This window comes from Arthrobacter sp. NtRootA1 (genome assembly GCF_019976975.1).
In the GTDB taxonomy this organism is placed as follows: Bacteria; Actinomycetota; Actinomycetes; order Actinomycetales; family Micrococcaceae; genus Arthrobacter; species Arthrobacter aromaticivorans.
Genome location: NZ_AP024630.1, coordinates 3,594,914 through 3,613,454, shown reverse-complemented (window position 1 = coordinate 3,613,454; position 18,541 = coordinate 3,594,914). Strand labels below are relative to the sequence as shown.

The window sequence follows — 18,541 nt, the reverse complement described above, 5'->3', positions numbered from 1 at the left end:
CCAATGCCCAATGATGGACACAGCAGAGAGGAAACGCGTTGATCGCGCTTGCGCTCCCCGCCCAGGATTCGGGGTCATTCACCCCACCCGGAATCGACGAAATGCACCTGCCGGCAATCCTGCCTTGGGGTGCGCACGATGGCTTCTCCAAGCAGATGCTGCTGGTGATCCTTTCGGTCGTCATTATCGCTACATTCTTCATCCTCGCTGCGCGTAAGCAGCAGCTGGTTCCCGGCAAGCTGCAGTTCGCAGGCGAAATGGCCTATGGCTTCGTCCGCAACAGCATCGCCAAGGACATCATCGGCGGCAAGGACTTCATCAAGTACGTCCCGCTGTTGTTCAGCTTGTTCTTCTTTATTCTGGTGAACAACATCTACGGCGCTATCCCCGTGATCCAGCTCCCGAGCTTCTCCCACGTTGGCGGCGCGTACGTGCTGGCCGGCATCGTGTACTTCACCTGGATCATCATCGGCATCAAGAAGAACGGGCTGAAGTATTTCAAGCTCGCAACCGTTCCCTCCGGTGTCCCGTGGTACATCCTGCCGATCGTTGTTCCGATCGAAATCATCTCCAACTTCCTGGTCCGCCCCGTTACGCACAGCCTCCGTCTGTTCGCGACCATGCTGGCCGGCCACCTGATCGTCATGCTCGCCGGTTCCGGTATTGAGTTCCTGATCATGCAGGAGAACGTCCTTTTGAAGGGCACCTCGGTTCTCGTCCTTGTTGGCGCTATTGCCATGTACATGCTCGAGGCCCTGATCATGGCCCTGCAGGCCTACGTGTTCACCTTGCTGACCGCGATCTACATTGAAGGCGCCCTGCACGCCGACAGCCACTAGGCTCAAAAACTTCCCCTTGAGGGGATTGAAGTAAACCAAACAACCTGCCACATGGGTGGCATCTTGAAAGGAAAAAAATGGAAGGCAATCTCAACCTCGTAGGTTACGGTCTGTCCGCAATCGGCGGTGGTATCGGTGTGGGTCTCGTATTCGCGGCTTACATCAACGGTGTTGCTCGTCAGCCGGAAGCTCAGCGCGTGCTGCAGCCGATCGCATTCCTTGGTCTGGCACTGACCGAAGCTCTTGCCATCCTCGGCCTCGTCTTCGCTTTCGTTCTCTAGTCTTCGACTTTCGAACAAAGCGAATTCCGCAACCGAGTAGATAGGACGGGTGAAATATGAATCAGCTGATCATCTCAGCCGCCACTGAAGGCGAAGAGGCCACTAACCCTCTCGTTCCCAATGTTTGGGAAATGGGCGTCGTCCTCGTCGGCTTTGCTGTCCTCCTGTACATCGTGGTCAAGTTCATTGTCCCGATGTTCGAGAAGACCTTCGCAGAGCGCGCCGAAGCGATTGAAGGTGGCATCGCAAAGGCTGAAAAGGCACAGGCCGAAGCTTCTGCAGCTCTTGAAGAGTACAAGCAGCAGCTCACCGATGCCCGCGCCGAAGCCAACCGGATCCGTGAAGAAGCACGCGCTGAAGGCGCCCAGATCCTCGCGGACCTCAAGGCCAAGGCCGCTGCCGAGTCTGCCCGCATCACCGAGCAGGCACACGCTGCCATCGAGTCCGAGCGCCAGGCAGCTGTTGTCTCGCTTCGCTCAGAGGTTGGCACTTTGGCTACCACGTTGGCTGGCCGCATCGTTGGTGAAGCACTCACTGATGATGAGCGGGCCGCACGCGTTGTGGACCGCTTCCTGGCAGATCTGGAGACCCAGAACGCAGGTGCAGCTAAGTAATGGCAGGTATATCGAGCGAATCGCTGACCACGGCGCTGGCGCAGTTGGAAGCCAAGCTTCCTTTTGCCTCGCTGCAGTTGGCAAAGGACCTCTTCGGAATCCTGGGAACGGTGGACAGCTCGGCTGGCTTGCGCCGCGCCCTGACTGACCCGTCCCGTAGTGGAGACGAGAAGTCAGCGCTGGTCAAGCAGCTGGTTAGCGGAAAAGTCTCCGCTGATGCTGCTGAAATCGCAGGCGGACTGGCTGGCTTGCGCTGGGCATCTGCACGCGATATCGGCGATGCACTCGAGACTCTTGCCGCCACGGTTGTCATTGCCGTAGCTGAAAACAAGTCGGCCGTTTCTGCCTCTGGTATCACGGGGCTGGAAGAGCTGGAAAACGATCTGTTTGCTTTCAACCAGGCCGTCGCTTCCAGCCACGAAGTACAACGTGCTCTGTCTGAGCCGCAGGCATCCGCCGCGGCCAAGGTGGTCCTGGCCGAGAAACTTGTTCCTGGCGTCAGCGAGGAAGCAAAGGTTCTCATTGGCCAGGCCGTAACTCAGCCGCGCGGTGTCAAGCCGAGCAAGCTCGTCGAGTCCTTCGCCAAGCTTGCAGCCAAGCGTCAGCAGCGCTGGATTGCAACTGTCAGCGTTACCCGTCCGTTGACGGAAACGCAGGCCAGCCGTCTGCAGGCCGGGCTGAATGCCCTGTACGGCCGCGAGCTGAAGGTCAACGTCAATGTTGACCCCCGCCTGATTGGTGGAATCCGGGTTCAGGTGGGTGATGAAGTGCTTGACGCTTCTGTTATCGGCCGCCTGACCGACCTCCGCCGTCAGCTCGCTGTCTAGCGAAGACAAAGCACAACTTAACTGATATAAAACCCGGTCATCGTGAGCAACGATGATCACGAAAACAGGAGAGCAGGGACTGCAGATGGCCGAATTGACCATCAACGCCGACGACGTCCGTAATGCGTTGAACGAGTTCGCGGCGTCCTACGAACCCGGAAACGCAGAGCGCGTAGAGGTTGGTCGTGTGACCACCGCAAGTGACGGCATCGCCCGTGTTGAGGGTCTTCCCTCGGTCATGGCGAACGAGCTGCTTCGCTTCGAAGATGGCACGCTGGGCCTCGCCCAGAACCTTGACGTCCGCGAGATCGGTGTCATTATCCTCGGTGACTTCACCGGTATCGAAGAAGGCCAGGAAGTTCACCGCACCGGTGAAATCCTGTCCGTTCCGGTTGGCGATGCCTTCCTCGGTCGCGTTGTCGACCCGCTGGGCCAGCCGATCGACGACCTCGGCGAGATCAAGGCCGAGACCACCCGTGCACTGGAACTCCAGGCTCCGGGCGTCACCGAGCGCAAGTCGGTTCACGAGCCGATGCAGACCGGCCTCAAGGCTATTGACGCCATGATTCCGATCGGCCGCGGCCAGCGTCAGCTGATCATTGGTGACCGCCAGACCGGCAAGACCGCAATCGCTGTGGACACCATCATCAACCAGAAGGCCAACTGGGCTTCGGGCGATGTCACCAAGCAGGTTCGTTGCGTCTACGTTGGTGTTGGCCAGAAGGCTTCCACCATTGCCGCAGTACGCCAGACCCTTGAGGACCACGGCGCGCTGGAGTACACCACCATCGTGGCCTCCCCGGCCTCGGACCCCGCCGGCTTCAAGTACCTGGCACCGTACGCAGGCTCGGCCATCGGCCAGCACTGGATGTACGGTGGCAAGCACGTTCTGGTGATCTTCGATGACCTGTCCAAGCAGGCTGAAGCCTACCGCGCCGTGTCGCTGCTGCTGCGTCGTCCGCCGGGACGCGAAGCTTACCCCGGTGACGTCTTCTACTTGCACTCCCGCTTGCTGGAGCGTTGCGCAAAGCTCTCCGACGAGCTCGGCGCAGGCTCGATGACCGGTCTTCCGATCGTCGAAACCAAGGCAAACGACGTTTCCGCCTACATCCCAACCAACGTGATCTCCATCACGGATGGTCAGATCTTCCTCCAGTCGGACCTCTTCAACGCCAACCAGCGCCCTGCTGTTGACGTTGGTGTGTCCGTCTCCCGCGTTGGTGGCGCTGCCCAGGTCAAGTCCATGAAGAAGGTCTCCGGTACCTTGAAGCTGGACCTGGCGCAGTACCGCGACATGCAGGCATTCGCCATGTTCGCCTCTGACCTGGATGCGGCTTCCCGCCAGCAGCTGACCCGTGGCGCACGCCTGATGGAACTGCTCAAGCAGGGCCAGTACTCACCGTTCCCGGTTGAGGACCAGGTTGTTTCCATCTGGGCCGGCACCAACGGCTACCTGGACGACGTCCCGGTTGAAGACATCAGCCGCTTCGAGTCCGAGTTCCTGGAGCACCTGAAGCACAAGTCCTCCATCCTGACCACGCTGGCTCAGACCAACGTCCTGGATGACGACACCGCCGCAGCATTGAAGGAAGCAATCGTGTCCTTCAAGAAGGGCTTCTTCGGTGAAGGCGACGACCGTCTGGTTGGCGCCGGCCACGAAGAGCACGAAGCGATTTCCGGCGGCGACGTCGACCAGGAAAAGATCGTCAAGCAGAAGCGCTAGTTTCGATGACCTGTTCTGCCGGGGTCCTCAAGGGCCCCGGCAGGGCAGTACGTCGGGAACTTAGGAAAGGATAAGTATGGGAGCCCAGATTCGGGTCTACCGTCAGAAGATCAGCTCGACGACGTCGATGCGCAAGATCTTCAAGGCGATGGAACTGATCGCTACCTCGCGCATCGGTAAGGCCCGCGCCCGCGTAGCAGCTTCACTGCCTTACGCGAACGCGATTACCCGTGCCGTTTCTGCTGTCGCAAGTCAGAGCGAAATCGACCACCCGCTGACCACTGAGCCGGAGCAGATCCGCCGTGCCGCAGTCCTGATTATCACTTCAGACCGTGGCCTTGCAGGATCCTACTCCGCGAGTGTGCTGAAGCAGGCTGAAGGTCTCACCGAGCTTCTTCACGCAGAAGGCAAGGAAGTCAAGGCGTACCTGGTGGGCCGCAAGGCGCAGGCGTACTTCGATTTCCGCAACCGTGAGTACGCCCGCAATTGGACTGGCGGCACGGATGCACCGGAATTCGAAACCGCACAGGAAGTCGGAGCTGCACTCCTCGAAGACTTCGCCACTGATTTTGAAGAAGGTGGCGTGGACGAAATCCACGTCGTCTACACCCGCTTCAAGTCCATGGTGACGCAGGAGCCGACGGTTATCCGTTTGCTTCCTCTGGAAGTCGTCGAAGAAAAAGCCGCCTCGGAGTCCGATCTGCTGCCGTTGTACGAGTTCGAACCGGAAACGGAGCAGGTCCTTGATGCCCTGCTTCCGCGTTACATCGAATCCCGCATCTTTGCAGCCATGCTGCAGGCCGCAGCTTCCGAGCTCGCAGCCCGCCAGCGTGCCATGAAGTCGGCCGGTGACAACGCTACGGAACTGATCAAGAAGTACACGCGCCTTCGCAACACGGCCCGTCAGGCCGAGATTACGCAGGAGCTTTCCGAGATCGTGGCCGGCGCCGACGCCCTCGCGTCCTAGCCGGTACGGATTCGGCTCGAAGCCGCACCTGCACCAAATAGATAAACTTAACCCCACGCCATCTACTGAGTGAAGTGAGAGAGATGACTGCCACTGCTACCGAACACGTAGCAACGGCCGGTGCCACCGGCCGCATTGCCCGTGTTATTGGTCCGGTTGTCGACGTCGAATTCCCGGCTGACGCAATCCCCTCGATTTACAACGCTCTGACCACTGAGATCACTCTCAATGGCCAGACCAAGACCATCACGTTCGAGACCTCCCAGCACCTGGGCGACAACCTCGTTCGCGCCATCTCCCTGCAGGCTACCGACGGCCTGGTCCGCGGTACCACCGTGCAGGATTCCGGCGCTCCGATCTCCGTGCCCGTCGGCGACGGCGTGAAGGGCCACATCTTCAACGTCCTCGGCAAGCCGCTGGACGTCGAAGAGTCTGAGATCAAGGCTGACGCCTACTGGCCGATCCACCGCAAGGCTCCGGCCTTCGCTTCCCTCGAGGGCTCCACGGAGATGCTCGAGACCGGCATCAAGGTCATCGACCTCCTCACCCCGTACATCAAGGGTGGAAAGATCGGCCTGTTCGGCGGCGCCGGCGTTGGCAAGACCGTTCTGATCCAGGAAATGATCACCCGTGTTGCCCGCAACTTCGGTGGTACCTCCGTATTCGCCGGTGTTGGGGAGCGTACCCGTGAAGGTAACGACCTCTGGGTTGAAATGGAAGAGGCCGGAGTTCTCAAGGACACCGCCCTTGTCTTCGGCCAGATGGATGAGCCGCCGGGAACGCGTCTGCGTGTTGCCCTGTCTGCGCTGACCATGGCGGAGTACTTCCGCGATGTTCAGAACCAGGACGTGTTGCTCTTCATTGACAACATCTTCCGCTTCACGCAGGCAGGTTCGGAAGTTTCCACGCTGCTCGGCCGTATGCCGTCCGCAGTGGGTTACCAGCCGAACCTTGCTGACGAGATGGGTCTCCTCCAGGAGCGCATCACCTCCACCAAGGGCCACTCCATCACGTCGATGCAGGCCATTTACGTGCCTGCTGACGACTACACCGACCCGGCTCCGGCAACGACCTTCGCACACCTCGACGCGACCACGGAACTTTCCCGTGAAATCGCCTCCCGTGGTCTGTACCCGGCCGTTGACCCGCTGACCTCGACCTCCCGCATCCTGGACCCCCAGTACATCGGCAAGGACCACTACAACACGGCTGTCCGTGTGAAGCAGATCCTGCAGAAGAACAAGGAACTCCAGGACATCATCGCCATCCTCGGCGTTGACGAACTGTCTGAAGAAGACAAGATCGTCGTGTCGCGTGCACGCCGTATCCAGCAGTTCCTGTCCCAGAACACCTACACCGCCAAGCAGTTCACCGGCGTTGAAGGCTCCACCGTGTCCATCAAGGACACCGTGGAAGGCTTCACCGCTATCTGCGACGGCGAGCTGGACCACATCGCAGAGCAGGCGTTCTTCAACGTCGGTGGCCTGGATGACGTCGAGCGTAACTGGGCCAAGATCCAGGAACAGACCAAGTAGTATGGCTGAGCTCGAGGTTGAGATTGTCGCAGCGGACCACTTTGTGTGGTCCGGCGCGGCCAAGATGGTGAAGGCCCGCACCAGCGATGGTGAAATCGGAATCCTGCCGGGCCACTCGCCCCTCCTGGCCATCCTGGCTGAGGGTGAGCTGGCAATCCAGCCGGTTTCCGGTGACCGTATTGCGGTAGTAGTTGACGGCGGATTCTTCTCCGTCGACAACGATCGTGTGGTCATTGTTGCTGACAACGCCCAACTGGGCGAAGCGGCTACAGCGGGGATCCGATAGCACGACCTTGATGGACGATTCCCTTATTCCGTTCATCGCCCTGGCAACGGCGTTTGCGTTGCTGATTTTTTCACTGTGCCTTCTTGGGGTGCGCCGCTTCAATCTGCGGCGCGCCCTGGGCACGGTTGACGCCTCCATTTGTACGGCTGGAAACAGCTGGCAGATGGGGGTTTGTCGTTATCAGGACAATGAACTTGAGTGGTTCCGCTTGATGTCCCTGAGCGTGATCCCAAAACATAGATACAAACGCAGTTCGTTGGAACTGCTTGGCCGGCGTCAACCTACTGAGGATGAGCTCGTCAAGGTGCAGCCTGGCGTCGTCGTGGTTGAACTCCAATATGAAGGTAAGAAGTTCATGCTTGCCATGAACTTTGATGCCTACGCCGGTCTTTCCTCCTGGCTCGAGGCCGGACCTGTTATCGGCGTCGGAACCTGGCGTTAGGCCCCATGGATTTTCTTCTGGACATCAGCCTTGTTGATGGACCATTCCTGTGGTTGAGCATTATCGGCGGTGTGGCGGGAGCCGCGTACCTCCTGTGGAGACGTCAGCGTTCCTGGCCACTGACCGTCGCAGCCTGCGTGGCGGGTGGTGTTGCCGTTGTGGCGTTGGCCCACTGGGTCCTGGTTGATCTGATGGCCGTCTTCTCGGAAAATCTTCCCTTTGAGACCCTGGCGTGGTCGGTCCCGGCTGTCGCGGCCGCTCTGCTGTTTGCCACGCGTTTTCCCCGCTCTACCTGGAAAAGTCGTGCCGGCGGCCTGGCAGCGATGCTGGGCGTAGTTCTCATGAGCGTCGTCCAAGTCAATGTGTACTTCGGACTGAACAACACGGTGGCGGACCTTCTTGGTACGGCCGTCGCCCGTATCCAGCCCTTGGAGGGCAGCCTTCAACGCGCTCCGGGCAGTAAACCGGGACCTGCGCTGTCGGATTGGAAAGCTCCCGGGTCAATGCCGCGGGGCGGTATCCTTCGGAAGGCTCAAATCCCGGGAAACGCATCGGGCTTCACAGCACGGGAAGCCTACATCTACCTGCCTCCGGCCTATCAAACCGCAGCACGGCCAAGCTTGCCGGTGCTGGTGCTCTTTTCAGGCCAACCCGGTGGTCCGGCCGATTGGCTAACCGGGGGGCAGCTCCGTGCGCAACTGGACAGATTTGCTGAAGCACACGGTGGCATCGCCCCCGTAGCGGTCGTGGTGGACCCAAATGGTTCGGGAAGCGCCAACACCCTATGCATGGACAGCCGCATCGCGCATGCTGACACCTACCTCTCCCAGGACGTACCTGCTTGGATCAGCTCCACCTTGGAAGTATCGAATGATCACCGGCTGTGGGCAGTGGGTGGCTTCTCGTTCGGCGGCACGTGTGCGGTTCAGATGGGGACAATGCATCCCGAATTGTTCACTTCGATAGTGGGCTTTTCCGCTGAGCGGGAGCCATCGCTTGCGAAGGACCGGAATAAGACCATCGCAGACTCGTTCGACGGCGACGTGGCCGCTTTCGAGTCAAGGACCCCCTTGTTTTTGATGCAACAACGGGATTACGCAGGCAGCGGCCTGTACTTGGCGGCAGGCGCCACGGACACAGAGTTTACAGACTACATGCACGTTCTTGCTGACGCTGGAAAAGCGGCGGGTTTCACCATCCAAGCACACTCCATCCAGCACGCTGGCCACTCGTGGGATGCTGTGGTCCGGGGTATGCCTGATGCTCTGGATTTCTTGTCTGCCCGATGGGGAATAGTCCAGTGAGCCTCGCCCTGAAAGGCGTCGTGCAGCCCGTCTTGAGGCAAACGGCCAAACACCTCCGTGCTACTCCCTTCACCACGCTCGTGCTTGCGTTGTTCGTGGCGGTGTCCGTCGTGTCTGGAAGCATCGTTGGCGGTCCGGCAGAATCATTGCTGCCTGTGGCGGGCGTGACCTTGGCGGGGCTGCGGTCGGGGGAGTGGTGGTCTATCTGGACGTCATTGTTCTTCACTACCAACCTGCTGGCGTTTGTCACCGCAGCGCTCATGATCCTGTTCCTGCTGGGGCTTGCAGAGCGGCGATTCGGCTTCTTCCGGACGGCCGGAGTCTTCCTCGGCAGCCAGTTTGCATGCGTTGCGGCATTCCTGCTGGTCACCCAGGTGGCGCGGTACATGGATGATGGTTGGATCTCCAGGATGGTGGATACCCGGCTGATAGGGCCGTACGGTGCTTTGGTTGCCACAGCCCTTGCAGCCAGTGCAATGCTGCCAACGCTTTGGCAACGACGATTGAGGACCGTGGTCCTTTCCCTTTCCCTGCTGCTGGTGTTGTACATCGGACACGCCGAGACCGTAATGGGGCTTGTGGGAGCTTTGTTGGGCCTGGGGGCGGCGTGGTGGACCCAGAGCAGCCAAGGACACCTTCACCTGCACCGCTCCACGGGCCGTGAAGTCCGGAACCTGCTGGCCCTCACCATGGCCATTTTCGCTGCCGGCCCCATACTGACCGCTGCAGCCAAGAGCCCTTCGGGACCTCTCGCCCTGCTGCGGGATGTCATCCTGAACCCGCTTCCCACTCTGAGTCAACTGGAAAGTAATTGCGGCGGGACCATTGACGTGGCTTGCCTCGAGCTTAGCCGTCAGGGCTACACGGGCCCCTTCGGCCTGGCACTTGCTGTTGTGCCCGTGGTGTTGTTGCTGATTTGTGCTGACGGCATGCGACGTGGGCGGCGCCTGGCACTGGGGATAGCGATCGGTGTCCAGTTGGTTGTCGTAGCCCTTTCGACTGTCTACTTGAGCCTTTTCGCGGGCATTCCTATGCCCCCGGGACGTCAAGCCGCGATGCTGAACCCTGCAGTTGTGCATCTGATCCCCTTGGTCCTGGTTCCGCTGACCCTGGCGGTCCTCTTGTTCGCCTATCGTGGGCACTTCCGGGTGGAATCCTCTGCCCGGTTGCGGCGGCGTGTCTTTTGGCTGGTTGGCCTCACGGGCGCGACCCTTGCGCTTGCATACACTGCCGTGTGGCTGGCTTCGGGCGGCATGACGCGCGACGGCGGCCTGCTGGGTTTGGGTGCAGAGCTCGCCCGGCAGTACCTGCCGGTTCCGTTGCCCAGCGTGTACCGCAAGGTCTTTGCCGAGCGTGACGCTTTGGAAGTCTTCCTGTTCTCCTACTCCGGGACGGTCTTCTGGCTTGTGGCGTTGATTGGCGTCTGGATACTCCTCATCCGGGGCCATCATGCCGCTGGCCTGGACCATCAAGGGCGGGACCGCGCACGCGAGCTGGCGAAAGCCGGTGGCGATTCGTTGTCGTGGATGGCGCTCTGGGAGCCGAACAAATATTGGTTCAATCCTGACGGTACGGGAGGAGTGGCGTACCAGCAGCATGGACATGTGGCCCTGACACTGGCCGGTCCTCTAGGAGCCGGGGAGCACCATGTAGAGACTGCTGCAGGATTCCTTGACTTCTGCTCCCAGCATGCCCTGATACCTTGCCTCTACTCGTGTACAGATCAGTTGTGGCCCATGCTTCAGGCCCGCGGTTTTCGAAGGGTTGCAGTCGCGCAGGAAACCCAGCTGAGGATCAGGGGTTTGGAGTTCCGCGGCAAGGAGTGGCAGAACGTCAGGACATCCCTCAACCGGGCGGCAAAGATGGGGATCACGGCCACATGGGGCCGGTATGACGCACTGCCCCATGCTCTGCGCGCACAAGTGGGCGAGGTGTCCGAAGAGTGGGCTGCACAAAAACGCGTACCTGAAATGGGATTCACGTTGGGCGGCCTGGATGAGCTTGAGGACCCTGATGTGTTGTGCTGCGTGGCCACTGATACAGACGGGTTCGTTTATGGAGTCACCAGCTGGCTTCCTGTCTACCGGAACGGCACTGTTGTCAGCTGGACCTTGGACTTTATGCGTCGCCGCGGCGATGCCTTCCCGGGAGTGATGGAATTCCTGATTGCCGCCGCCATCCTCCATCTCAGGGAATCGGTGGAGGTTATCTCGCTCTCCGGTTCGCCCTTGGCACGGGAGAAGGACGAGATTGATCAGCGGGCCGAGGGACTTGCAGGCATGTTGGACCTGGTTGGCCAGGCCCTGGAACCTGTCTACGGTTTCCGATCCCTGGCTTCCTTTAAGTCACGTTTCCAACCCGACTACCGAACTTTGTACATGTATTACCAAGAGCCGTTGCACCTGCCCGCAATAGGCCGGGCGCTGAGCCGCGCATACCTTCCGGGATTGTCTGTGCGACAATCCGCCAGACTACTGCGAACGCTGGTTGCTTGAATTGACGACGCCTATTCTTCGAAGCCGTTTAGCATTTCTTCGTGGTTTGTAACAAGAGTTGTCGAAATATCAGACATTTCACCGGACATTCTGACTGTTAAACACGTTGGTCCCGACTGGAAAGCCGGGACCAACGCGTTTGTTGAAACTGCAACAAACAAAATCAACAAGTAAGACTAGACGACCGTAACGCCGGTTGCCTGCGGGCCCTTGGCGCCCTGACCGATCTCGAACTGAACGCGCTGGTTCTCATCGAGGGTCTTGAAACCACCGGTCTGGATCTCAGAGTAGTGAACGAAAACATCCCCATCCGAGTCATCCGGGGTGATGAAGCCGAAGCCCTTTTCAGCGTTGAACCACTTGACGGTTCCCAGTGCCATGTATTTCTCCTCATTATGGAACAGCAGTCCGATACACCTCGTACCGGCCCTTGTTACTCCGCGAGAAGATCCGGATTCCGTCCAGGCTTGGCCTGTCCGGTTTCGCAGGAGCTTCACGCTCGCAACTCGTCTTGCGAGCATGAAAACCACCTACACAAAGACTGCTACAACACTTTCATGTGCCGTGCCGGAGGTCAACGGTCTTTAAGGCAATTCGGGAAAATTTTCGGTAAAAAGAAGGTAACGCGGACAACCCCAATTCACCGTAGTCTGATTGTCCTAAGCCAGCCACTGTCCGTTACGCATGACCGCAGTAAGGCCGAGTTCTTGATCCGTAGTAACAACGTCAGCGCGAAGGCCGCGACGCAATCCACCCACCTCGTCAGAGAGTCCAAGAATGGCAGCAGGTACTGCAGTCGCTGAGCAGATGGCGTCCGGAAGGGCGACGCCGGCGTCCACGGTCTTGCGGACCACTTCCAGGAGCGTGGCGGTGCCCCCTGCGATGGAGCCAGTGGCATCCAGGGTTGCCACGCCATTGCTGACGGTCACCGGTGACGGTCCGAGCATGTAGTTTCCGTCCGAAAGCCCCGCAGCGGCCATTGAATCAGTCACCAGGAGAATGTTGCCGGCGCCCACCAACTGAAATACGGTAGCGACGATACTGGGGTCCAGGTGGGTGTCGTCGGCGATGAGTTCCACCACGGCTTTTCCCGCCTGGGCGGCCCGCAAGCAGGCGGCAACGGGGCCTGGCGCGCGGTGGTGCATTGGTGGCATCCCGTTGAAAAGGTGCGTCACTGTCGGTAGCGAGCTGACGCCGTCGAACCCTGCCGATTCCAGTCCCTCGCGGGCCGCAGCCAACGACGCTGCGGCGGTGGCGTCGTCGCAATCGGTGTGACCCAGAGACGGCGTCACGCCGTGGAAGGTCATTAAGTCCACCAGTGCAGCGGCCCCTGGCAATTCCGGGGCATACGTCATAGTGGCAAGTTTGCCGGCGGCAGCGCCCACGAGTTCGTTCATGAGGTCCAGGTCCGGCTCCAGCAGGTAGTCCGGGTTCTGGGCGCCGCATCGTGCATGGGAGAGGAAAGGTCCCTCCAAATGGATGCCGGCCACAAGACCTTCGTCGACGAGCTTCACATAGAGTTCAATCCCGCGAAGGAGGTCCTCCCGCGGCGCCGTAACCATGCTTGCGAGGAAAGTTGTGGTGCCGGAGCGGTGCAGGAAATCCACTGCCTTACGGGCCGAGGCCTCCTCCCCGCCTGGAAAGTCACCACCATTCCCGCCGTGGCAGTGGACGTCTACCAAGCCAGGGAAGATGAAGTGGCCGCTGGGTGCACCGATGCGTATAGCGTGCCCGAAGCCTTCAAACTCGTCCGCGTCAAAGCCATCCGCCGGGCCTGCATAGGCGATGCGGTCGCCGTCGATGGCCACGAGGCCGTCTTCCACCACCACGCCGTCACTTACGAGCGTTCCCGTGAGAATTTGGTGGCTGGGCGCGGAGGAATGGACGAATTGGTCTGCGGCAGTCATGACTCTGATTCTAGTGGCCTGCCGCACACGCCCTGTAGGGAAGAATCAGAAGAGTCGGGATTCGCTGTCGTCCACACCGCGCATGGCGTCATAGTCCAGCGTTATGCAGTCGATTCCGCGGTCGTTGGCCAGGACTTTGGCTTGAGGCTTGATCTGCTGGGCTGCAAAAATCCCACGGACCGGCGCCAGTAGGGGATCCCGGTTCAGCAGCTCCAGATACCGGGTCAGTTGCTCGACGCCGTCGATGTCGCCGCGCCGCTTCAGCTCAATCGCCACCGTGGCGCCGGTTGCGTCCCGGGCAAGGATGTCTACGGGTCCGATGGCGGTGAAGTATTCCCGCCGGATGAGTGAGTATCCGGTTCCGAGCGTCTCGATCTGTTCTGCCAGGAGGCGTTGCAGGTCAGCTTCCACGCCGTCCTTGATCAGTCCAGGATCTACACCCAGATCATGTGAGGTGTCATGGAGGTGCTCGTAGATGTTGATGATGAGCCGGTCATCGGTCTTGGCCGACTGCACGGTCCACTGCTCAACCACACCTTCTTCCACTTCGATTTCCTCGGGGGAAGTTACGCGCAGCGTGGCCGGTGGGCTCATCCAGTTCAGCGGCTTGTACGAGCCGCCGTCGGAGTGCACCAGCACCGAGCCGTCGGCCTTGACCAGCAGGAGCCTGGTGGCGAGTGGGAGGTGGGCCTTGAGACGGCCAACATAATCAACAGAACAACGGGCTATGACGAGTCGCACCCGCCTTACCTTACCCGGTGGCGGCCGGTCGCTGGGGCAGAATGGAATCATGCCCCGTTCCAACCGCCCTCGTCGCAACGCCGCCAGCACACGTTCGAACAAAGCTGCCGGCAAGTGGGCGGACGAGGCCCCGGAACTGGATCTGGAACGGGCAAGGGCGGGGATTGCGCGCAGGGAAAGCGCCCCTGATGGCGACTGGATGGTCCGTACCATGACGGCGCGGAAGGCGGAGAAGCAATACATCTGCCCGGGCTGCTCGACAGCTATCCTCCCTGGTATCGCACATCTGGTGGTGTGGTCGGACAATCACCTTTTTGGCGAAGCCGCCGGACTGGCTGAGCGCAGGCACTGGCACACCAACTGCTGGACGACCAGAACCTACAGGTATCGCTGACCAGGTCCCGCTGGTTCCCTTAGGCTTGGAGGCATGACTTTCGACCCCGCCTCGTTCGTTTTCACTGCGCAGGATGTTCCCTCGGCGATCAGGGCCTCCACCGTCCTTCCCGCGCGTCGGGAGAATGTGGAATTCACCACCGATGATGGAAAACTCCTGCTGGGCGAGCTCGCAGTGCCGGAGTCCGGGGAGATCACCGCAACGTTGATCACCCTCCATCCGCTGCCGACCCATGGCGGCTTCATGGACTCCCATGTCTACCGCAAGGCTTCCTATAGGCTGCCGGCGTTGGCAGGTGTGGCGGTCCTGAGGTTCAATACCCGCGGTACACACTCGCCGCGCGGCACCAGCCAGGGCCAGTTTGAAGAGGGCATCGGTGAACGCTACGACGTCGAAGCAGCTGTCCGTTTCGCCGTTGAGCGCGGCCTGCCGAACCGGTGGTTGGTGGGTTGGTCGTTCGGGACGGAACTGGCACTGATGTACGGCGCAGTTGAACCTGTGGCCTCGCAGATCGAGGGCGCGGTCCTCCTGTCTCCTCCACTCCACCGGGCAACGGACGTGCACCTCAAGGAGTGGGCAGCCTCCGGCAAGCCGCTGACCGTGTTGGTTCCGGAACACGACGATTACCTTCGGCCCGCGGAGGCAGCCCAACGCTTCAGCCTGATACCGCAGGCCCGGCTGGTGGGCGTCGACGGTGCCAAGCACCTGTGGGTGGGGGAGAAGTACGCAGCGCGTGTCCTGGACGAAATCGTCGACGACGTCACTCCGGCAGGTGCCGGCGTGGACGGTCTGCCACGTGAGTGGGCGGGCCCGGTCGCCAACGCGTCATGAGTAGACAGGGAAAGTCAGTGCCTGTCTTGGCGCATGATGAAGACTTCCTTGATCAGCAGCATGATGGCCGCCGCTGTCGGAATGGCAATCAATGCACCCAGGACACCCAGCAGGCTTCCCCCGGCGATCACTGAGATCACGGCCACTGCGCCCGGAACGGCCACTGCCCGCTGCATGATGCGCGGAGAGATGAAATAGGCCTCGAACTGCAGGTAGGCAAAGTAGGCGATCGCATAGATAACGGCCGTTTGCCAGCCGGCTGTGAGGGCCACGAGGATAACGACGACTGCGGCGATCAGGCCGCCCACCAGCGGGATGAAGGCCAAGAGCGCCACGACGAAGGCAAGCAGGACGCTGAAGGGAATGCCCAGGATGCTCATGACGATGAAGGCAAAGAATGCGTTCAACAGGGCGACACAGGCCTGGCCGATCACGTAGTTGCCTACTGAGTCGGTAATCGCTTCCGAAAGTGCCTCGACGCGGGGGCGGCGCGACCTCGGCGCCAGGCGGTAGGCCCATTTCTTCATGGACGGCAGGGCGGCCAGGAAGTACAGGCTAAGCACCAGGACAATCAGCGTGCCGAACAATCCGTTGGCCACAGTGGAACCGAAGCCCACCACGCCGCCGAAGATGCCACCCATGGCTTCGGGATCCTTGACGAACTTATCCAGTTCGGTAGTAATGCGGTCGCGAATGCCGAACTGGCTGTCCACGGTGCGGAAGAAATCCGAGTCGAGGAAGCCCCGTATCCAATCCGGCGCCTGCCGGACGATCTCGGAAACCTGTTCCACGATGGTGGGAATCAACGTTGCAAAGAACCCGGCAACCGCAAGGACCAGGACAGAGACAGATATCAGGATGCCGCCAGGGCGCGGGACCTTTCGGGTCTCAAGCCATCGGACTACCGGATCCAGCCCGAGGGCGATGAAGAGCGCGGCAACGATCCAAAGGATCAGCTGGGTGGTATTGCTTGCGATATAAAAGACCAGCAGGGCCACGCCGACCCCGGCAGTGCCCATGAAGCCCACATACAACGGGTGCTGGGATGACATGCGGGGACCAGGGGCACCGAAATCGTTGTCCTCGTCGGCCTTGATGCCTTCCGCAACGGCAACGGCCTCGTCTTCGGGAGGCATCTCGAACCGGACCCGGGTGCGGGCACCCGGGATGGGTTGCCTCAGCTTGCGGGCTATTGCGGCCAGGCGTCCGGTGCGGACCGGAACAGTAGCGGAGGTCCCATCCGCAGGGGCGTCCACCACAGTTGACCCTGACTCATCGATGGGACGGGGCTCCAAGTGGTCTTTCACGCGGTTCTGCTGCCTTTTCTACGTTGTTTGTACTTATTGTCTACGTTATTAGCTAAATGCGGTGGTGACGCTGCGATTACAGGCGTTGGTCGCCCGGATATCATGATCATCGCCACACTATCAGGAGCCCGGAATCCGGCCTTAGCGGCGCCATTGCAGGGAACCAGGCGTCCTCGGCGGGATGGGCCGATCTGACTCTTTGATAACAAAACGGTTACCCTTGAAGTTCAACGACCGCTGATGATAGGTGATCCTGTGCGTTTGAAGACTGCAGCCTTGCTGGTGCTGCTGGGCCTGCTGACGATGCTGGCCGGCATTGGCCAGCTAACCTTCTGGGCCCCCGCCGAGACCGTGACGGCCTCGGTTCCCAGTGACACAAAAGCTGCCCCGCTGACCGTGATCGACCAAAAGTTGATCGCCCTCCATGACGGGCCGGTGAAGATCAAGATCCAGGGTGAAGGCAACTTCATCGTCGCTACGGGCCGCCCGGACGACGTCGACGCCTGGGTGGGCAAAACGGCCCACAACACCCTGACTGGTGTCTCCCAGGACCAGAAGTCCTTGGAAGTAGCCTCCACGGATGGCGAGGCAACAGCCCCTTCTCCCGTTGGCTCGGACCTCTGGGTTAACACGGAAGACGCCAGCGGAGACCTGGACTACACCTGGAACCCGCCTGCAGGAGGCGAGTGGTCACTCCTGGTCGCCAGCGACGGAACCAAGCCTGCGCCGTCGTCGATCTCCATGACCTTCCCGAACAACGCAACCACGCCGTGGGCCGTTCCGCTCATCGTGCTCGGCATCATCATCATTCTTGCCGGAGCGGCCTTGCCGTTCATAACCAAGGCCATCAACAACCGCCGCAAGGGCGACGGGCACCGCAACGGAGACGGCTTCGGCGGACCGCATGGTGGTGGGGAAACCACCACGCTTCCGGTCCAGACGCCGCCAGGTAAGACCGAGGGCCGCCGGGGTGCCGGTGCAGAAGGTCCGAGCCTGCGCATTAGTGCTGTGGCTGCAGCGCTCGCTGCCGCCCTCGTGGGTGGTACGGCGGTAGCAGCCCAGGCCACGTCCACACCCGGAGCGACGGACACTTCCAGCTCTTCTTCTTCCGCCTCCGCGGAAGGCAAGGCAGCACCTGTGATGCTCGAATCGCAGCTGCAGCGAATCCTTGAGCAGGTTGCCAGCACTGTTGACGCAGCCGACGCCGCCAAGGACGCTGCCAAGCTTGCGCCGCGCGTGGACAAAATGGAACTTCAGGTCCGCACCCAGAACTACAAGATCCGTTCGACGGTTTCCGCCTACGAGCCCCGCATGCCGGTTCGTGCCACCAAGCTCCAGAGCAGCGTGATCAGTACCAAGCGCGACTGGCCGCGTACGGTCTTTGCCCTGACCCAGGGCGATGGCAACGTCGTGCCCCAGGTCCTGACACTGGTGCAGCTCTCACCGCGGGAAAACTACAAGCTCTGGGGCAGCGCTCCGCTGCAACCGGGCACCAACTTCCCGTCGTTCCCCGTTCCCCGCGATGGAACCGCCCCCGCCGCCGCCGATGACAAGACCGGCCTGGCATACAGCGGTAACGAAGCCCTCGGAATCCTCGGGGAGATGCTGACTACCCCCGATTCGCCCAACAGGAGCAAGTTGGCTGACGGTCAGTCCTCGCCCTACATCGCCGGCGCCCTTGCTTACCAGGCGGACACCGTGAAGAACGGAACCAGTGCCAACTTCAAGTTCTCCCATACACCGGTGAACAACCAGACTGTTGTTCTGCGCACGGCAGATGGAGGCGCCCTTGTAGTGGGTCGCTTGGACTTCGCTTTTGAAGGAACGCCGAAAGCGGCAGGGGACAAACTCATTCTTGAGGACGACTCCGCTGTTTTCGCCGGCGGCAAGGAGACAACCACCGGTATGGTCCTGAACTTCGCCGAATCGGTGGCGGTGTACATTCCGCCGGCGGGTTCTGCCGATCCCATGAAGCTCGTAGCTGCTACCCGCGGACTCGTGGGCGCCAGCTTCAAGTAGGGCATGCCTTGGCAGCGGCTAGAGTGGAC

18 protein-coding genes are annotated in these 18,541 nt (G+C 60.6%); 14 read left to right on the top strand and 4 right to left on the bottom strand.

What is annotated here, in order from left to right:
* Nucleotides 1-38: 38 nt before the first annotated feature.
* The 11 genes from atpB to LDN90_RS16365 all read left to right on the top strand — a co-directional run bounded on the left by atpB (nt 39) and on the right by LDN90_RS16365 (nt 11,313).
* Nucleotides 39-839, top strand: coding sequence for a F0F1 ATP synthase subunit A (atpB, locus tag LDN90_RS16415; protein WP_216923956.1), 801 nt, complete (start codon nt 39-41; stop codon nt 837-839).
* Between the two features lie 77 nt (nt 840-916).
* Entirely contained in the window at nt 917-1,120 is a 204-nt protein-coding gene (gene atpE / locus LDN90_RS16410) for an ATP synthase F0 subunit C (protein ID WP_009356484.1), read from the top strand.
* Nucleotides 1,121-1,176: 56 nt separating this feature from the next.
* Entirely contained in the window at nt 1,177-1,734 is a 558-nt protein-coding gene (locus tag LDN90_RS16405; RefSeq protein ID WP_216923955.1) for a F0F1 ATP synthase subunit B, read from the top strand.
* Nucleotides 1,734-2,561: a F0F1 ATP synthase subunit delta gene (locus LDN90_RS16400; protein ID WP_216923954.1), complete on the top strand. Its 828-nt coding sequence runs from the start codon at nt 1,734-1,736 to the stop codon at nt 2,559-2,561. The genes LDN90_RS16405 and LDN90_RS16400 overlap by 1 nt, the downstream gene beginning before the upstream one ends.
* Before the next feature lie 85 nt (nt 2,562-2,646).
* Nucleotides 2,647-4,284 (top strand): F0F1 ATP synthase subunit alpha, encoded by a 1,638-nt coding sequence (gene atpA / locus LDN90_RS16395; protein WP_216924164.1) that lies wholly within the window; start codon nt 2,647-2,649, stop codon nt 4,282-4,284.
* A 76-nt stretch (nt 4,285-4,360) separates the two neighbouring features.
* A complete protein-coding gene (locus LDN90_RS16390; protein WP_223946374.1) occupies nt 4,361-5,251 on the top strand; it encodes a F0F1 ATP synthase subunit gamma in 891 nt (296 codons plus the stop codon).
* Nucleotides 5,252-5,334: 83 nt separating this feature from the next.
* Entirely contained in the window at nt 5,335-6,786 is a 1,452-nt protein-coding gene (gene atpD / locus LDN90_RS16385; RefSeq protein WP_144649785.1) for a F0F1 ATP synthase subunit beta, read from the top strand.
* Nucleotide 6,787: 1 nt separating this feature from the next.
* Nucleotides 6,788-7,072, top strand: a complete 285-nt coding sequence (locus LDN90_RS16380) for a F0F1 ATP synthase subunit epsilon (RefSeq protein ID WP_216923952.1) — start codon at nt 6,788-6,790, stop codon at nt 7,070-7,072.
* A 10-nt stretch (nt 7,073-7,082) separates the two neighbouring features.
* The gene (locus LDN90_RS16375) at nt 7,083-7,514 is read left to right on the top strand and encodes a DUF2550 domain-containing protein (RefSeq protein WP_216923951.1); all 432 of its coding nucleotides are present in this window, start codon (nt 7,083-7,085) and stop codon (nt 7,512-7,514) included.
* Between the two features lie 5 nt (nt 7,515-7,519).
* Nucleotides 7,520-8,818, top strand: a complete 1,299-nt coding sequence (locus tag LDN90_RS16370) for an alpha/beta hydrolase-fold protein (RefSeq protein ID WP_223946373.1) — start codon at nt 7,520-7,522, stop codon at nt 8,816-8,818.
* Nucleotides 8,800-11,313: a DUF2156 domain-containing protein gene (locus LDN90_RS16365; protein ID WP_223946372.1), complete on the top strand. Its 2,514-nt coding sequence runs from the start codon at nt 8,800-8,802 to the stop codon at nt 11,311-11,313. The genes LDN90_RS16370 and LDN90_RS16365 overlap by 19 nt, the downstream gene beginning before the upstream one ends.
* A gap of 176 nt (nt 11,314-11,489) precedes the next feature.
* Here the strand turns inward: LDN90_RS16365 and LDN90_RS16360 are convergent, their stop codons facing one another.
* The 3 genes from LDN90_RS16360 to nucS form a co-directional block, all read right to left on the bottom strand.
* Nucleotides 11,490-11,693, bottom strand: a complete 204-nt coding sequence (locus LDN90_RS16360; RefSeq protein ID WP_018776337.1) for a cold-shock protein — start codon at nt 11,691-11,693, stop codon at nt 11,490-11,492.
* Nucleotides 11,694-11,972: 279 nt separating this feature from the next.
* Nucleotides 11,973-13,220: an amidohydrolase family protein gene (locus tag LDN90_RS16355; protein WP_216923948.1), complete on the bottom strand. Its 1,248-nt coding sequence runs from the start codon at nt 13,218-13,220 to the stop codon at nt 11,973-11,975.
* Nucleotides 13,221-13,265: 45 nt separating this feature from the next.
* On the bottom strand, nt 13,266-13,961 hold the full coding sequence (gene nucS, locus LDN90_RS16350; RefSeq protein WP_223946371.1) for an endonuclease NucS: 696 nt from the start codon (nt 13,959-13,961) through the stop codon (nt 13,266-13,268).
* 49 nt (nt 13,962-14,010) lie between these two features.
* Here nucS and LDN90_RS16345 point away from each other — a divergent pair, with 49 nt between their 5' ends.
* Together LDN90_RS16345 and LDN90_RS16340 are read left to right on the top strand one after the other, a co-directional pair.
* A complete protein-coding gene (locus LDN90_RS16345) occupies nt 14,011-14,355 on the top strand; it encodes an ATP/GTP-binding protein (protein WP_216923946.1) in 345 nt (114 codons plus the stop codon).
* A gap of 33 nt (nt 14,356-14,388) precedes the next feature.
* Nucleotides 14,389-15,186 (top strand): alpha/beta fold hydrolase, encoded by a 798-nt coding sequence (locus LDN90_RS16340; RefSeq protein WP_223946370.1) that lies wholly within the window; start codon nt 14,389-14,391, stop codon nt 15,184-15,186.
* A gap of 14 nt (nt 15,187-15,200) precedes the next feature.
* On the opposite strand, the gene LDN90_RS16335 is transcribed toward LDN90_RS16340, so the two are convergent.
* On the bottom strand, nt 15,201-16,493 hold the full coding sequence (locus LDN90_RS16335) for an AI-2E family transporter (protein ID WP_216923944.1): 1,293 nt from the start codon (nt 16,491-16,493) through the stop codon (nt 15,201-15,203).
* Between the two features lie 240 nt (nt 16,494-16,733).
* Between LDN90_RS16335 and LDN90_RS16330 the strand changes: the two genes are divergently transcribed.
* Nucleotides 16,734-18,512, top strand: coding sequence for a hypothetical protein (locus LDN90_RS16330; protein ID WP_216923943.1), 1,779 nt, complete (start codon nt 16,734-16,736; stop codon nt 18,510-18,512).
* Nucleotides 18,513-18,541 lie beyond the last annotated feature (29 nt).

Coding starts and splice junctions, on each gene's coding strand:
- LDN90_RS16345 (WP_216923946.1), top strand. CDS start 14,011: ATGCCCCGTTCCAACCGCCCTCGTCGCAACGCCGCCAGCACACGTTCG.
- atpE (WP_009356484.1), top strand. CDS start 917: ATGGAAGGCAATCTCAACCTCGTAGGTTACGGTCTGTCCGCAATCGGC.
- LDN90_RS16355 (WP_216923948.1), bottom strand. CDS start 13,220: ATGACTGCCGCAGACCAATTCGTCCATTCCTCCGCGCCCAGCCACCAA.
- LDN90_RS16370 (WP_223946373.1), top strand. CDS start 7,520: ATGGATTTTCTTCTGGACATCAGCCTTGTTGATGGACCATTCCTGTGG.
- LDN90_RS16405 (WP_216923955.1), top strand. CDS start 1,177: ATGAATCAGCTGATCATCTCAGCCGCCACTGAAGGCGAAGAGGCCACT.
- LDN90_RS16365 (WP_223946372.1), top strand. CDS start 8,800: ATGGGGAATAGTCCAGTGAGCCTCGCCCTGAAAGGCGTCGTGCAGCCC.
- LDN90_RS16400 (WP_216923954.1), top strand. CDS start 1,734: ATGGCAGGTATATCGAGCGAATCGCTGACCACGGCGCTGGCGCAGTTG.
- LDN90_RS16380 (WP_216923952.1), top strand. CDS start 6,788: ATGGCTGAGCTCGAGGTTGAGATTGTCGCAGCGGACCACTTTGTGTGG.
- atpA (WP_216924164.1), top strand. CDS start 2,647: ATGGCCGAATTGACCATCAACGCCGACGACGTCCGTAATGCGTTGAAC.
- LDN90_RS16330 (WP_216923943.1), top strand. CDS start 16,734: ATGATAGGTGATCCTGTGCGTTTGAAGACTGCAGCCTTGCTGGTGCTG.
- LDN90_RS16360 (WP_018776337.1), bottom strand. CDS start 11,693: ATGGCACTGGGAACCGTCAAGTGGTTCAACGCTGAAAAGGGCTTCGGC.
- LDN90_RS16390 (WP_223946374.1), top strand. CDS start 4,361: ATGGGAGCCCAGATTCGGGTCTACCGTCAGAAGATCAGCTCGACGACG.
- LDN90_RS16375 (WP_216923951.1), top strand. CDS start 7,083: ATGGACGATTCCCTTATTCCGTTCATCGCCCTGGCAACGGCGTTTGCG.
- LDN90_RS16340 (WP_223946370.1), top strand. CDS start 14,389: ATGACTTTCGACCCCGCCTCGTTCGTTTTCACTGCGCAGGATGTTCCC.
- atpD (WP_144649785.1), top strand. CDS start 5,335: ATGACTGCCACTGCTACCGAACACGTAGCAACGGCCGGTGCCACCGGC.